Source organism: Teichococcus deserti (genome assembly GCF_001982615.1).
GTDB lineage: Bacteria > Pseudomonadota > Alphaproteobacteria > Acetobacterales > Acetobacteraceae > Pseudoroseomonas > Pseudoroseomonas deserti.
In genome coordinates this window covers 14,043-27,263 of record NZ_MLCO01000090.1, presented here as the reverse complement: position 1 = coordinate 27,263, position 13,221 = coordinate 14,043, and the positions used below count along the sequence as shown (strand labels likewise).

Below are 13,221 nucleotides of genomic sequence, written 5' to 3'. Positions count from 1 at the left end.
CGGTGCGTGATCTTTGCCGGCGGAAAGACCGGCGTCCGTGTCAGCCGGACCAGCTGGCCTCCCGCCGCACGTGCCTGGGCGAGAGTTCCTTCAGCACGCCTCTGAACGACTTTCCTTTGCGCGGCCATCCTCCTTCCCCTCCTGAGCTATCAGGGTCAGGATCTAGCCTCTTTCTGGAACAAATAAAGAACAATTTTGCTGTTTGAGGACTAATGCGGGATTTATTCCGGTCGCATGTAGGTCAGGCTGCCAGGTCCAGTTCCGCCGCCATGATGTCCCAGAGGTGCGGGTACAGGTGCCGCATGATGCCCTCGGCGTTGATGCGGCGCTGATTGTCGCGGGGGAGACCATCGCGGACCATGGCCCGAAGCTCATCCATCCGGCTGCGCTCATCGGCGGTAAAGCCCTGCGCATCCCGCTGGGCCGCCGGCGGACGCGGCGGGTTATAGACCAGGGGTGCTGCCGAGGCCTGGCGGCTCTGCGCGCCCAACCCCGCGGCCTCGTGCATGGCGGGCGTGAAGTAGCCCAGGGTCTTCACAACGCCAGGGTCGTAGCTCGCGCGGTTGGCGACCTCCTGCACGACCGCCCGCATGCCCTCGGCCGAGACGCCGGCGGCCTGCCAGCCTGCGACGATCTCCAGCTCCCTGCCCTGCATCCGCGGCCTGAAGCCCGCCAGCCCGGTCAGCTCCTGCACCAGCGCGGCCGCTTCGGTTTCCTCGCGCGCGCTACTACTACCAGTAAGTTTAGTAGTAGTAGTTAGTACCGCGCGCGAGCTTTCCCCGTTCGGTTCCGCTTCGGTTTCCTGAGGTTCCGCCAGCCCTCCCCGGATCGGCAGCATAAAGGAGCCCTGGCGGCGTTCCCGCCGCTCCTCGAGCGTCTCGCCTTTGCGCGGCCGGCCGCCCTTCAAGCCGTTGATCCTGGCGGCTTCGGCGCGGCGCGACGTGTCCCGCGCGCCGGCCAGGAAGATGGTCCGGCTGGCTTCGTCCAGCTCGATCAGCCCGAGCTCGCAGAAGGTTTGCAGTTGGGTTTCCGCTTCGGTTTCCGACATGGGTTCCGCCGTGGAAACCAAACGGGAAACCAAAGCGGGAACCGAAGCCGTACCCGGGAACTGCAGCTGACCTCGCACCGGCGCCGACAGCAGCATGTTCATCAGGTGCACCCAGAAGCCGACCTCGGCGAAGGAGAGCAGGCGAAAGCGGGGATCGGACATGGCGACCTGGATCAGGTCTGTCGGGCGGCGTGGCATGGCTTTCAGCAGATCCTGGGTAGCAAGCGGGGGGGGGTGGTGGGGTCAGAGCGCGGCGGCAGGCCGACAGCCATTGCGTGGGGGACGCACCCGCCAGCCGGCATACTGCAGCTGGGTTCTGAGGCTGGCGGCCAGCGACCTGCCGCTCTCGGTCAGGCTTCTGACCTGCGCCTCGAGGTGACCGGCATCCATGGCGCTGATCCTGCCGGTGCCGAACACCTCTGAGGCCAGAGCCTTGGTCTGATCGATCTCCTGCGACCAGGCTGCCAGGCAGGCATGGAGATCCCCTGCCCTACCCTGCTGCACCGGCACCAGCAGATAGCCAGCGCCCCGGGCGAGTTCGGTTAGCAAGGCGAGATCGTTCGGAGAGCCGATGCTCTCCATCCGCGGCTCGGTTCCGCAGCGTTGCAGCAGCATCATGGAAGGCGGCCTTCTCCATCCGGCCGATGCGGCGCCAGGAGGACAGCCTCAACCGAACGTATAGAGAACAAACCTCTGGCGCAACAGGAAGGGGGCATGGTTAGAAGAGCTCCAGAGGCTGCTGCACGGAGGATGAAGGAACGCCAGCCTCGAACCTTGGAGCTGCTCCGCTCCTGCTGGACTTGCCTTCTCTGCGACGATAGGAGTAGCGCGGAATACCGGCAAGGTGATTTTTACAACTATCATGAAATACGAGCTGCTTCTTTCCCGGATCGATGAGCGCCTCCGTGCCATGGGCACGCCCACCCGGCCGCTCAGCGAGCGGAAGGCCTGCCTGATGGCGGGCGTGGGCGAGAACACCATCCGCCACATGAAGCCGCCGCGGGAGCACGCGCCCAAGCCCGAGAACCTGAAGCGGCTGGCGGACGTGCTGGGTGTCCCGCCCGCCTACTTCCTGGAAGCAGCCGTCTCGGACACCCCTGCCCCGGCCGAGGTCAGCCTTGGGCCCGTGACGATGGAGCCCGTGCAGGTTCGCAGCCATGTGCAGGCCGGCGTCTGGCGTGAGGCCATGGAATGGCAGTCAGAAGAGTGGTTCCCGATCACCGTGCCAGCAGACCCCCGCTATCCTGGGATCCCGAAATACGGCCTGCTGGTGCGCGGCGATTCCATGGACAAGGTCTACCCGAACGGCAGCATGGTGGTGGTGATCCGCTACACCGATCTGGGGCGGCTGCCCCGGCCGGGCGAACGCGTGGTGGTGCAGCGCCGGGGCGCTGCTGGCTTTGAAGCCACCCTGAAGGAGTACCAGGTCGACGAGCGTGGGCGGCATCTGCTTTGGCCGCGCAGCGCTCATCCGGCCTTTCAGGACCCGATCATTCTTTCTGCGCCGAGCGTCGCCATGGACGATGCCGAAGATGTCGATCAGACCATCGACTGCGGAGAGGAAGACTACAGTCACGCCTCCGGAGAAGCCGATCTGGCAATCACCGCACTGGTGGTTGGCAGCTACCGTCCTGAGTATTGAACCGGAGATAAATCATCCATTCAGACTCTGGCACATGCCGAACGCCGAGGCGACTGGCTACATCGCGATGAATACTGCGGCTTCGATCGTAGACTTGATCGCCCCAGCTAGGCTGATCCTCGAGAATGCCAATGACCTGCAGCCCGCGCCTCCATCGCCGCTGCCCCCCAAGCCGCCCAACATGTCTACATGATAACATGTCTACATGTTGGTAGGTCGACGTGTGGCAGTGTCGACGTGTCGGCTAATGCTTTCGATGAAGATGCCAAGGAGAACGAGGCTGCTTGCGGCAACTTGGTGAAGGTCGTGGACGCAGAGCCCATGTTGCTGGCAGATCGTCCCGGCCGTGGCGAACGGCGCTAACAGAAGCAAACCTGGCCCGTGATGCATAACGGAGGCGGTGCTATATGGAAGACGAAGCTGACAAACCGACGTCTCTGTAGCGCTCCGCAGACAAGCGATCTTCAGGGGTTGCCGCGCGACCTGCTGGAAAATCGCGCTCGCTTCGATATCCCCGAAGAATGGTCGATCTGCCTAGAGCAGATCCAAGCGGCCCTGAGGCACTGAGGCACTGAGGCATCAGCGTGCCACTGTCGGCCGTGGCGCCGTTTGGCAACCAATTTACCATGAGCTAAAATGCCGACATGTCTATATGTCGACATGTATGAGTGTTAGTGCGCAGCCCGGTGAAACAAGCCTCTCTGCCCACTGGGCTAAACCTGATCCTTCGCTGACGGGGCCTCATCGAACTAGCAGCATTGCTGTCCCTAAACGGGCGCGTCTACTTGGCTATCTGCTGCGCCGGGCCGCTGCCGCGTTAAGGGCACGGTGTCCTATACCTGGAGCGCAACTATGCCAGCTTCCTGCACTGGACAGGATTGGCGGGATGCCGTCGACCATAGGGCAGCCTATATGGCGGCTTACTTTGCTGACCTGCGACGCGAGCGAGAAGAGATCTAACACGCCGACATGTCGTCATGTCGGCGTGTCGACATGAAGTCAGTCCTGCTGATCAGCTACTCGCGCCATCCCTCGAGACTGGAAAAGCAGGTTCAGCGCCTCATTCATCACCTGCTGCAGTGACTTCTCCTCATCGAAAGCGAGACGGTCCAGCTGCCGCTTGGTATCACCGTCCACGAAAAAGGCGACCTGCTTCTTGCCCAACCGTGAAGCAGGCACGGCCGACTTCGCTACGGCCTCGGGCTGGTCGTCTCCGGCAGGCCGGCGGGGCAAAGAGTTGAGCTTAGGGCGGGTGCGAAGCGCCATTACATGACACCCTTGGTCGACGTGTCGACATGTAGACGCGCCAACATGTCGTCATAAAGCCTGCTGATTTCCTGCGCGGCCTTGCCGCCAGGCTCGTACTCGGCTGCCGTTTTGCCTTCGGCTAGGCAGTGTCGCAGGGCAACGCGGTAGGCGATAACGGCGCTGGAGACGTCCGCCCCGGTCTCCCGCACCACCGCCACGGCATCAGCCACGACGCTCGAATTTTCTCTGGGCGGGGCGGCGTTGATCACCACCACAACCGGGCGCTTCAAGCCCAAGCATAGGTCAACGGTTGCGTTCAGCGCGTCGAGATCGAACTGCGCCGGCTGGCAAGGGCTGACCACCAGGTCGGCCGCTTGGGCCACCAGCATGGTAGTGCGATCAGCATTCGGGGCCGTGTCAATCAGGGCGAGGTCGTAGCCCTCCGCCCGCGCTTCCTTCAGCGTCTTGCCCAGGTTCGAGGCGTGGATAGCCTCGACATCCGGCGCCGCGTCGCCGCGGCGCTGGGCCCAGCTGGTCAGGTTGCCTTGTGGGTCGAGATCCAGCAGCAGCGTCTTCAGGCCGCGCGTCGTTGCCTCGGTTGCTAGGTGGACCGCCAAAGTAGATTTTCCGGCGCCGCCCTTCTGGCTCATGATTGCCATCACATGCATGTCTTCACTCCAACATGTCGACACTCATACATGAAGACATGTTGCCTCAGGCGTCAATAGCGTGTCTACACACCAACATGGCTACATGTCGACGCGTCGGCATGCCCCTGAAAAACAAGGGTATTGTCACAGGCCTGCTGTGTGGTGATGATCACGCCGCCGCGTATTCCGCGTGGCCGAGATTCGCCCAGAAACAGAAAGGGCCGGGCCAGCAGCAGAGCTACCAGACACCGACCCCCTCAAAACCGAACCGTAGCCCGGGCGTGTGGTGACCCCAGGCTACGACCCTCTTCGGAAAACCGCAAGCGCGCGGTGAGGGGTATCTGCGTCCAAAATCCTGGTGCTGGGCTGGCAGATCGCCATGCCCATCCGAATCTTTGCGCCTGCGCGGCGGGGCTCGGTCGCTGTCGCGAGCTGGCAGCGGCAGCGGCTCGGCCATGCTGACCGCGTGCGGCTCATGGACGCCGCGCGGCGGCGCGAGCGTATGACACGGCAGCCGGGCAGCGGCCGTCACGGCGGCGAACTGCGGCAGACCGGCCTGCGCGTGCTCTGGGCGCTGCTCTACCGCGGCTGGGGGCGCGCCGGCGCCTGCGACCCTGCCATTACCCAGATCGCGGAGGCGGCCGCCTTGGCGCGCTCCACGGTGCAGGAGGCGCTCGACCGCCTCGAGGCCGCCGGCATTCTGCTGCGGATCCGCCGAGGCCTGGTGGTGGGGCGCCGGTGGTGCCAGGTGACCAGCGCCTACCTGTTCCGGGCGCCGGCGCACTGGGCGCCGCCGAGCGATACCGGCTTCCGGTCAGCCTCAGCTTCTGAAGATAAGATCCAGGAGGAAGAATGGCAGAGAGCGGCGCTGCCGGCGCCGACTGAACCGCCTGATCCAGCCTGGCTGCGCGCGGCAGCGGCGCGGCTGGGCCTGCTGGAGGTGACTGCATAGGCAGGGAAGGGCAGTGGCAGCGTCGGCGCCCCTCGCAGTGGTGAACCGGGCTTGCTACCAGCCTCGACTACCCGGCCCCCCTTTGAAGGGGCCCGCCACATGCGAGGTGATCCAGCCGCCGTAAAAACCGCCGGGCTGCGGTATCACCCGTTCACCGTCGACCTCGCAAAGGTCCAGCGGCGCCGCATAGAACGCCAGATAGCCTGCAAGGGTCTGAAAGGCGGCGGTCGGCCGAAGGTAGCTCCAGGCAATATCCGGCAGCACGGTGTCGCCCAGTACCAGGTCGAAGTACACCGCCTGGCCCTTCCACTCGCACAGGGACCGGCGCGGGGAGGGGCGTAACCGCGTCATCGCCACGTCCTCTGGCGGCAGGTAGTAACTAGGCGGGTGGCTGGTTTCCAGTGTGCGGATGCTGCGCCGGCTGTCTGCGATGATGACGCCCGCATGTTGGATGCGGATGCGCCGCGTGCAGGCTTCGGCCACGGCGGGGCGTGGAAAGGACCAGACGCTCTCCTGGCCGGGGAGGGGCGGATCGGGCACCACGGTCATCGCGATACTCCGGGGGAAGGGAGATACCGCCGGACCCAGCGTTGCAGGGCAGGGCGGCCGCGCAGGAAGGCCCGGTAGACCCGCTCCAGCAGCCACAGCACCCCAGGATTACGGGCTGCTAGGCCGAGCGGCCGCAGCGCAGGAATAGCCCGCCACATCGCCGCGAAGGCCGCGGCCCCTGACAGCATCTGACCGTTCTCCCGGGCATGGAAGCGCGCCAACAGGTCAGCCCGGTCCAGCGGGCAGGTGGCCTCCGGCGAAGCAACGTCGATGAAGGTGATCGCGGCGCGGCGGTCGAGCCGCCGCATCAACGCGATCTCACGCTGGCATAGGGGGCAGGCCCCGTCGTACCAGACCTGAAGCTGTGACATGTCCTGGCAGATGGGACGGTTAAGGCTTTTGTCACCCCACGGCGTCTGCCGACCCGATGCTGACGGGCCATGGCATCGCTGAACAAGGAAACGAGCTCCGGCCGCCGACCTGCTTAATCATAGCGCTTAGCAGCCTTCTTGAGTCTGAAACCGATAAAGAGAAGCAATAAGCGGGAGGTCATGCGCGCAGGCAGCCCTATGCGCGATTGCATAGGGCATTAAATGTAGCTACGATAAATTTTGATGAGGATCACCTTCAACCGCGAAAAGCGAGATATGACCCTGCGCGAGCGGGGTCTGGATTTCGCCGATGCCAAGGAGGTCTTCGCAGGCCGGCATGCCACCCTGCCAGATGACCGCAAGGACTATGGAGAGCCGCGCTTCATCAGCGCCGGCATGTTGGGCGAGCGCCTGGTCGTCATCGTCTGGACACCACGCGGCGTGGCCCGCCGCATCATTTCCATGAGGCATGCCCATGACAAAGAAGTCCGTGGCTGGCGCATCTACCTGGATGGACCCTGATGATGCGCCGGAGCTAACCGCCGAGTGGATGGCGCGCGCAGAGATCCGCGAGGGCGATAAGGTGGTGCGGCGCGGCCGGCCAAAGCTGGCGGTCACCAAGCAACTCGTCAGCCTGCGCATCGACCAGGACGTGCTGCAGGCATTCCGGGAAACCGGACCCGGCTGGCAGAGCAAGGTGAACGCGGCTCTGCGGAAGGCCGCGCCGAAGCGTAAGGCTGGCTGAGCCAGGCCCGTGGCAGCAGGGCAGGGGGTTGCGATCGTGGCAACCACGCGGCCGACAACGGCTAGACTGATAAACGGGCATTTTCAATTTAGTCAGAGAAGGTGCTGCGCAGGTTTCGCTCGCAGCACCTTCCAACGCTGTTAGGCGGAGTGCTCTTAAGCATCCCGCCTGAACCGGCTCCCCTTCCGATACCGAAGATCCTACTTAGCGTTGTTGAGATCCGCCCATGTTCCAGCTTCGCATCGTATCAACTTCGCTCTCTTGTCCATGGACGATCTGCTCTGCCAACTGGCGGAGTTGCGGATCCTTGCCGCTTTCCAGATAGAGCCGCGCCATGGCTAGCGCCCCTTCATGGTGGGGTACCATCAGGGCCACGAAGTCACGATCCAGGTCGCCAGTGACGCGGATACGGTTCATGGCACCGTGCATCTGCTCCATGGCGTCCTGCATGGCTGCGCTGGAGGCAGCCTGAGGAGCGGCGCTGCCATGGCCAGAGCCGTGGTAATGCTCGGCGCCGCGCCAGAAGCCGCCAGGCGCCGCGCCGCCCTGCGCTATTCGCTCGGTGCCGGCCCGCAGGATGGCCAGCGATGCACGGTCGGGTGCATAGATCGCTTGGTGCAGCGTGAAGTACGAACCCATGGAGAGAGCGAGTGCCACGGCCAGTCCCACCGGCACGAGGGGGGTGGCCCAGCGGGTCCGCGGCGCCACTTCCAGCGCCGTGCTGCCGCCCGGATCCGCTATGACCACCAGTAGCGCGGCCAGAATGGAGGCATGCCCGATCATGTCCACGCGGCCAAAAGGATAAACGGCGGCGAACATTAGCGCGAACAGGGCGAGGGCGGAGAGACGGCGGACCAGTGGTGTCCAAAGCAGCCCGAAGCCAAGGGTGAACTCAGCGACGCCGGCCATCGTCGTGTAGGGCCCGAAGGGAATGCCAAAGGCAAGGTAGGGGCGCTCTTCCAGCAGGGGCAGGAACCACTGCGGGTACATAAATTTCTCAAGGCTCGACCACATGAGCGCTAGTGCGATGCCCCAGCGGAGCACTGCAAAGCGGCGTTCTTGCCAAGCTCCCTCTGGAAAACCTGAGAGCAGCAGATAGCCAGCGAGCCCGAGACCCAGTGCCAGATAGTCGAAGAGATGGAACAGGTCGTAATCGCGCAGCGTGACGAACCAAAGCAGCACAATGGCGGCGGCTGCCACTGGCCGCGTACGACGTGCAGGAACCAGCAGTGCAATGACCAACTGGGCCCAAGGTACCCAACCCGCCTCAGTCTTTAGATCAGGCGTGAGATAGGTACCGCCAACGGCAAAGAGCGCGACAAAGAAGGCGAAGAGTACGGCGAGCAGAAAGGCATCGGCGCGGTGCCGCAGCGGGGCTGCAATCGTGTTCAGTCCTTTCGTCACGACTTGGCCTAGCGGCTGTCTCTCCAGCAGGGTCGTGACAAGGAAAAAACTGAGTACCAAGCCGAGCCCGATCCAGAAATACGGCAAAGACAAAGTCGTGCTGATGGGGACCGGAGCCGCGGCGACCTCATAGGCTTCGAACCACTTAACGTGGGCACCTGCGACGCCCGGTATCAAGGCGAGCATAAAGACCAATAGTGTTCGCTGCATATGCGTTCCTCCCCAATGAAGCATCAGAGCGACACAAGTTTACGTTGTGCGGGAGATTTCGCTTAAGAGGCGGATATGTAACATCTTAGCTAGAGGATGTTATGGACCTGCGGTTAGGTAACGATCAGGCTGCAGGACGTGAGTGTCCGCAAACCATACCCGCCTGATATTTCCGATGAAGAATGGGCATTGGTTGCGCCCTATCTGACATTGCTGCCCGAGGAGGTTGTCCAGTGGGAGCACTCGCTGCGCAAGGTATTCAACGGCCTGCGCTACGTCATCAAGACCGGCTCACCATGGCGCTGAATAGAGAATGATCTGCCGTTATGGGGCCGCGATTCTACCAGCAGGCGCAGCACCGGTTGGCAGCAGGATACTTCGAGACATTAGCCGAGGGTCTGCAGACGGTTCTGCGTCCGGCAGCGGGCCGCACCTCCTAGCCTCTCGCTACGATCCTGGACAGCCGCACGTCGCGTTCAATAACCTGAGAGTGACGACCGGCGACTATCCGGAGCTAAGCGGAATAAGGGCCCCAAGCTGCACCCGACGATAGACGCGCTAGACCATGTGATGACCCTGCACGTCACGCCTCGATAAACGGGCATTATCCGCGTACAGCTAGGCGTGAGAAGTTAAGCTCGCAGCATGAACGGCGGCTTCCTCATCTGATCGGCAATCGTTTGATAATGGTGCCGGTTAGCCAAAGCCTGATGAAGCTCCTCCGCTTTTTTCTTGAAGCGCAGAGTGGCGGCATGGGGCTCGCGGGCCTTGTCCAAGGCCAGCTTGGCAGCCGCATATCCCTTCATCGCCCGTTGAACGGCACTGTCCCATTCTCGGATATGGGCAAGAATTTCCTGTGGCGAGGAGGGCACAGGGGAGGGAGGGCAGAGCTTCAAAGCCATGGAGATCGCTCGACAGGGTTAGCCTCTCACTCAACTGCCACCCGCAGCACCGTGAGATTATTGTCGAGCTCAAACCATGCGATTTTCGTCGGGTTGCAAAGAATCGCAGATTTTTTTGCTGCCTGGAAAAGGGCATGTCCGCCTCATCCGGGGCCGGCACCGATATTCAGGAGTTATCGTGTAGAAGTGGGTGCCGCCGGATGCCTGCAGGGGTGGCGCTTAACGGGCCAGAAGCTCCGCGACGACCTGCTTGAAGTGTGGGTAGTGCAAGGGATGCAGCAGCTGTTTGCGGCCCTGGCAGAGAGGATCATCGCTCCGCAGCTCAAGGTCATTGACCATCATCGAGACCACCTCCTGCCGAGCAAGGCACGCAGGCAGCAGGGCGACACGCCGCTCGCGAAGCAGAGCATTGAAGATTACCAGGTCGACGTCGCCAGGCAGCAGGATGTCGATAGCCATGTCTTCGGTGGGCACTGGTCCAAGGATGGTGGCCCCTGCTTCCTGCAACGAGGTAGCCATCTCTGTCGCTGCGACGTAGTCCGTTTCCGCCACCAGAATTCTGCAGCCAGTCAGCATAGGCGTGGCATCCGCGATGAAAGAGCGTCTCGTCATCGCAAAGGTGCGAAGACAGAGGGGTCGAACCTCATAACGCGCCGAACAATGAGTACGGAGGCAATCCATATTGAGAATGCCAAAGATTTTCGGAGTGGCGTCCGATGAACGAGGTTTATCGCGCGCAACTCGCCGGCGTGACGCTGCTCACCACACTTTTTGAGATTGGTTCTCACCAGCGGCAAACCATGGCCCTTCTCTTCCCGTTTCAGCGGCGAAGGAGATCCATGATGGACAAGCTGCACGCCGTCGTTGCTGAAGACGACATGATCATTCGGCTCGATGCCGCGCAGATCCTCGAAGACGCCGGCTTCAAGGCGCTGCAGGCCCGGGACGCCGATGCCGCCCTAGCGCTGATCGCCGAGCGGGAGGGCCAGATCCATGTCCTCTTCACCGATGTGCAGATGGCCGCTGGCTCGATGAATGGCTTTCAGCTTGCGCTCAAGGTCGCACAAAGCTGGTCTCACATCCGCATCGTTGTTGCCTCCGGCAACATGAAGCCCAAGGCCGGTGACCTGCCTGATCAGGCCAGGTTCATCAACAAGCCCTTCAGCGCGCAGCTCGTACACAGTGTGCTGAAGGAGATGCTGCCTGAAGAAGAGATGCCGATGCAGCTGAAACAGAAGCCGGTTGCTTCCTCACCATGAACAAGGCCCAGCTATCCTCGAGCCATAATGTGGAGAGGCTATAGTGCAATGCGCCGCCCTCAATGCGGCGGCAGCCTGCCAGGGGCCGCCAGTATCAGCTGGCGGACTATGGCCTCGAGGCGGCATGGCTGCGGCAGCCGGCGCTTTCATCGATGCGAGCAGCGCTCTGGTGTGCGCTGATGGATGCCGTGAGGCGCAGCAGGGCTACTAGGTAGAGGGTTCAACTGCGGCGACACCCGGCTGAGATCAACATGCTCAGCGGATCTGTCGTCGCTATCGCGCGCTTGCTTTGCCATGATCCTAACGATGTTTCGGGCGCCCTCAATGGCCCGAAAGCTGGCCTGGCTATGCTGCGCTCGGTTCAAAGGTCTCGAAGGGATGAGAGGCATCACTGCCTCTGCGCCGCGAAGCCATAAAGCTCGGTCTGCGGCAGCCTTAGGGAGGCAGCTCGCATGCCATTCTTCAGCAGCTGCCTCACCGACAAGATGAGCAAGATGGACCGGAACGTTTAAGGCGCGAGCAGAGGCTTTGTCGAACATGTCCCGCAAGCTGTTCTCGACTGCATCCAGCATGGCTTGTTCCTCTTTGTGGAACATTTCAGCCCACAAAGAATCTTGCGGCACAAAAAATAGCGATAACCATACGTAACAAAAATGTGCGATATGGCTCGGGCCATGATGAGAAACAAGACAAAATATTAGTGCGTTGAAGACGTTTGCCGATGACGAACGATGGCGGCCGATAGGGTCTCCAGCAGGTGCTGAGGATTGAACGGCCACTGAATCACGTCATGATCTCGCAGCAGCGGATCACTGTTGTCCTTGCCAATCAGGCTCAGCACGACAGATGGCACGCCATGGCGATCCAGAGTTTCGGCGAGCCTGTCCGCGCGGATAGAGCGCAGGAAGCAATTGTAGACTGCCGCATCGAGAGGCATCGATGCGGCAAGCTCAAGCGCTTGGCCAATGGAAGGCACCGGCCCAACAACCTGCGCCCCTGCCTCTTCCAAAATATCGGCAGCATAGCTCGCGAGGAAAAAGCTGTCCTCAACCACCAGGATTCGGCGGCGGAACAGCGCAGCATGGATCATGCCCACGGCGACCTCCCGACTACAATAATCAGGAACCGGTCATGCCGATCCCGTGATACATGTAAGCAAGAGGTTAACCGCGCCTCAAGTATATTCTCGGTTCGGAATGAAAATTTTCAAGCCGGCTTGGGGGCAGCCTTGGCTGCGGCTTCGGCAGCTTGCTTCTCGATGTTCGCTCGACGGCCGGCCACCTCGTCAGCGACCATCTTCTCGATCTGGGCGTCGGTGGGATGCTTGAACCCGAAATCCACCCCGTCGAGCCATTCGGTCAGCTTGTAGCCGTGCCGCTCGAAGGCTTCCGGTGTCATGTGAAGGCCAGTCGCGCCGATGTAGCGGCCGTAGGTTGCAAACGTGTTCAGCGAAGGCCGCTTCAAGGCGTAGGACACTGCCTTCTTCACATCGTCCTGCGACGTGACGCCGACCATGATGCCGTTGCCCCGATAGTGGGCGCGGATGAGATCATGATCGCGGCTCTTGTAGTCGCGCCCCAGAGTCACGTCGTAGAAGACCTGCATCAACGGCTGCATCTCCAGCCAATGATGGCGGAACAGGCCGAAGCCCCAATGGTGCGCCAGGCGCCGCAGCTCTGTGCGGCGCTTGATCTGATCGGCAGAGGTCGCCTTCAGGTGCCCGTAAGCAGCAAAGTAGCCAACCTTTTTAGGACCTCGATACATCTCATAAAAGAAATCCAGAAGACGCAGATAGTAGGGCGACAGGATCATGTCATCTTCAAAGAAGTATGCAGCCTCAGCCTGCATTTCTTCGAAGAACAGCCGCTCGGCGTTCAGAAAATTCTGAGCTACGCCAATATTCGAGTCACTCTGATGGACGATGCCGTTTGGGAAGATGGCTGAAAAGATTGCCACACACTGCTCTATATCATCAGGATCCGCAGCTCTTTTCCCTGATACGGCGCTGACGGCGCCGTCTTGGAATAGATGAATAGGCCCGTGGCTACCATCGTCCTGCGCGGCGAGGGAGACGAGAACCTGCCGCAGATAATCCGGCCGGTTGAATGACATGACGGCGATAGGCGGCTTTGTGGTCATCATCTTGTCAGTGCAGTGGCCGGCAGAAGATGAGCCACGCAAGCTTTGGCAGCAAGGCGGCAGGCTGTAGTGGCCGGTCTTCCGCGGTAGCTGCGCGCCTAT

The 13,221-nt window shown here is 61.9% G+C and carries 17 protein-coding genes; 6 read left to right on the top strand and 11 right to left on the bottom strand.

Features of this window, described 5'->3' with window-relative positions; translation table 11 throughout:
- Positions 1 to 241: 241 nt before the first annotated feature.
- Both BKE38_RS11225 and BKE38_RS11220 read right to left on the bottom strand, forming a co-directional pair.
- Positions 242 to 1,246 carry a hypothetical protein gene (locus BKE38_RS11225; protein WP_076957407.1) on the bottom strand — a complete coding sequence of 335 codons (1,005 nt, stop codon included), beginning with the start codon at positions 1,244 to 1,246 and terminating at the stop codon, positions 242 to 244.
- Positions 1,247 to 1,291: 45 nt separating this feature from the next.
- The gene (locus tag BKE38_RS11220; protein ID WP_076957406.1) at positions 1,292 to 1,666 is read right to left on the bottom strand and encodes a hypothetical protein; all 375 of its coding nucleotides are present in this window, start codon (positions 1,664 to 1,666) and stop codon (positions 1,292 to 1,294) included.
- Between the two features lie 244 nt (positions 1,667 to 1,910).
- Between BKE38_RS11220 and BKE38_RS11215 the strand changes: the two genes are divergently transcribed.
- Positions 1,911 to 2,690: a LexA family protein gene (locus BKE38_RS11215; protein WP_076957405.1), complete on the top strand. Its 780-nt coding sequence runs from the start codon at positions 1,911 to 1,913 to the stop codon at positions 2,688 to 2,690.
- A gap of 999 nt (positions 2,691 to 3,689) precedes the next feature.
- On the opposite strand, the gene BKE38_RS11210 is transcribed toward BKE38_RS11215, so the two are convergent.
- Together BKE38_RS11210 and BKE38_RS11205 are read right to left on the bottom strand one after the other, a co-directional pair.
- Positions 3,690 to 3,956 (bottom strand): ribbon-helix-helix domain-containing protein, encoded by a 267-nt coding sequence (locus BKE38_RS11210; RefSeq protein WP_076957404.1) that lies wholly within the window; start codon positions 3,954 to 3,956, stop codon positions 3,690 to 3,692.
- Positions 3,956 to 4,606, bottom strand: a complete 651-nt coding sequence (locus tag BKE38_RS11205) for a ParA family protein (RefSeq protein ID WP_076957403.1) — start codon at positions 4,604 to 4,606, stop codon at positions 3,956 to 3,958. Before BKE38_RS11205 ends, BKE38_RS11210 begins: the two co-directional genes overlap by 1 nt.
- A 340-nt stretch (positions 4,607 to 4,946) precedes the next feature.
- On the opposite strand from BKE38_RS11205, the gene BKE38_RS11200 reads away from it, so the two are divergent.
- Positions 4,947 to 5,540 carry a helix-turn-helix domain-containing protein gene (locus BKE38_RS11200; protein ID WP_076957402.1) on the top strand — a complete coding sequence of 198 codons (594 nt, stop codon included), beginning with the start codon at positions 4,947 to 4,949 and terminating at the stop codon, positions 5,538 to 5,540.
- A gap of 54 nt (positions 5,541 to 5,594) precedes the next feature.
- Here BKE38_RS11200 and BKE38_RS11195 read toward each other — a convergent pair whose 3' ends face one another.
- Positions 5,595 to 6,089 (bottom strand): DUF427 domain-containing protein, encoded by a 495-nt coding sequence (locus BKE38_RS11195; RefSeq protein ID WP_076957401.1) that lies wholly within the window; start codon positions 6,087 to 6,089, stop codon positions 5,595 to 5,597.
- Positions 6,086 to 6,460, bottom strand: a complete 375-nt coding sequence (locus BKE38_RS11190; protein ID WP_076957400.1) for a thiol-disulfide oxidoreductase DCC family protein — start codon at positions 6,458 to 6,460, stop codon at positions 6,086 to 6,088. The genes BKE38_RS11195 and BKE38_RS11190 overlap by 4 nt, the downstream gene beginning before the upstream one ends.
- A 243-nt stretch (positions 6,461 to 6,703) precedes the next feature.
- Here BKE38_RS11190 and BKE38_RS11185 point away from each other — a divergent pair, with 243 nt between their 5' ends.
- Entirely contained in the window at positions 6,704 to 6,982 is a 279-nt protein-coding gene (locus tag BKE38_RS11185; protein WP_076957399.1) for a BrnT family toxin, read from the top strand.
- Positions 6,972 to 7,205 carry a BrnA antitoxin family protein gene (locus BKE38_RS11180; protein WP_207553548.1) on the top strand — a complete coding sequence of 78 codons (234 nt, stop codon included), beginning with the start codon at positions 6,972 to 6,974 and terminating at the stop codon, positions 7,203 to 7,205. The genes BKE38_RS11185 and BKE38_RS11180 overlap by 11 nt, the downstream gene beginning before the upstream one ends.
- A gap of 204 nt (positions 7,206 to 7,409) precedes the next feature.
- Here the strand turns inward: BKE38_RS11180 and BKE38_RS33215 are convergent, their stop codons facing one another.
- Positions 7,410 to 8,819, bottom strand: coding sequence for a DUF305 domain-containing protein (locus BKE38_RS33215; protein WP_076957397.1), 1,410 nt, complete (start codon positions 8,817 to 8,819; stop codon positions 7,410 to 7,412).
- 138 nt (positions 8,820 to 8,957) lie between these two features.
- Here BKE38_RS33215 and BKE38_RS11170 point away from each other — a divergent pair, with 138 nt between their 5' ends.
- Positions 8,958 to 9,125, top strand: coding sequence for a transposase (locus tag BKE38_RS11170; RefSeq protein WP_165694164.1), 168 nt, complete (start codon positions 8,958 to 8,960; stop codon positions 9,123 to 9,125).
- 326 nt (positions 9,126 to 9,451) lie between these two features.
- Here the strand turns inward: BKE38_RS11170 and BKE38_RS31445 are convergent, their stop codons facing one another.
- Together BKE38_RS31445 and BKE38_RS11165 are read right to left on the bottom strand one after the other, a co-directional pair.
- Positions 9,452 to 9,721, bottom strand: a complete 270-nt coding sequence (locus BKE38_RS31445) for a hypothetical protein (RefSeq protein ID WP_131829566.1) — start codon at positions 9,719 to 9,721, stop codon at positions 9,452 to 9,454.
- A gap of 219 nt (positions 9,722 to 9,940) precedes the next feature.
- Entirely contained in the window at positions 9,941 to 10,297 is a 357-nt protein-coding gene (locus BKE38_RS11165) for a response regulator (RefSeq protein ID WP_076957396.1), read from the bottom strand.
- A 140-nt stretch (positions 10,298 to 10,437) separates the two neighbouring features.
- Between BKE38_RS11165 and BKE38_RS11160 the strand changes: the two genes are divergently transcribed.
- Positions 10,438 to 10,980 (top strand): response regulator, encoded by a 543-nt coding sequence (locus BKE38_RS11160; protein WP_207553547.1) that lies wholly within the window; start codon positions 10,438 to 10,440, stop codon positions 10,978 to 10,980.
- Between the two features lie 697 nt (positions 10,981 to 11,677).
- Here the strand turns inward: BKE38_RS11160 and BKE38_RS11155 are convergent.
- Positions 11,678 to 12,076 carry a response regulator gene (locus BKE38_RS11155; protein ID WP_207553546.1) on the bottom strand — a complete coding sequence of 133 codons (399 nt, stop codon included), beginning with the start codon at positions 12,074 to 12,076 and terminating at the stop codon, positions 11,678 to 11,680.
- A gap of 110 nt (positions 12,077 to 12,186) precedes the next feature.
- Entirely contained in the window at positions 12,187 to 13,119 is a 933-nt protein-coding gene (locus tag BKE38_RS11150; RefSeq protein ID WP_207553545.1) for a glycosyltransferase family protein, read from the bottom strand.
- Between the last annotated feature and the right edge of the window lie 102 nt (positions 13,120 to 13,221).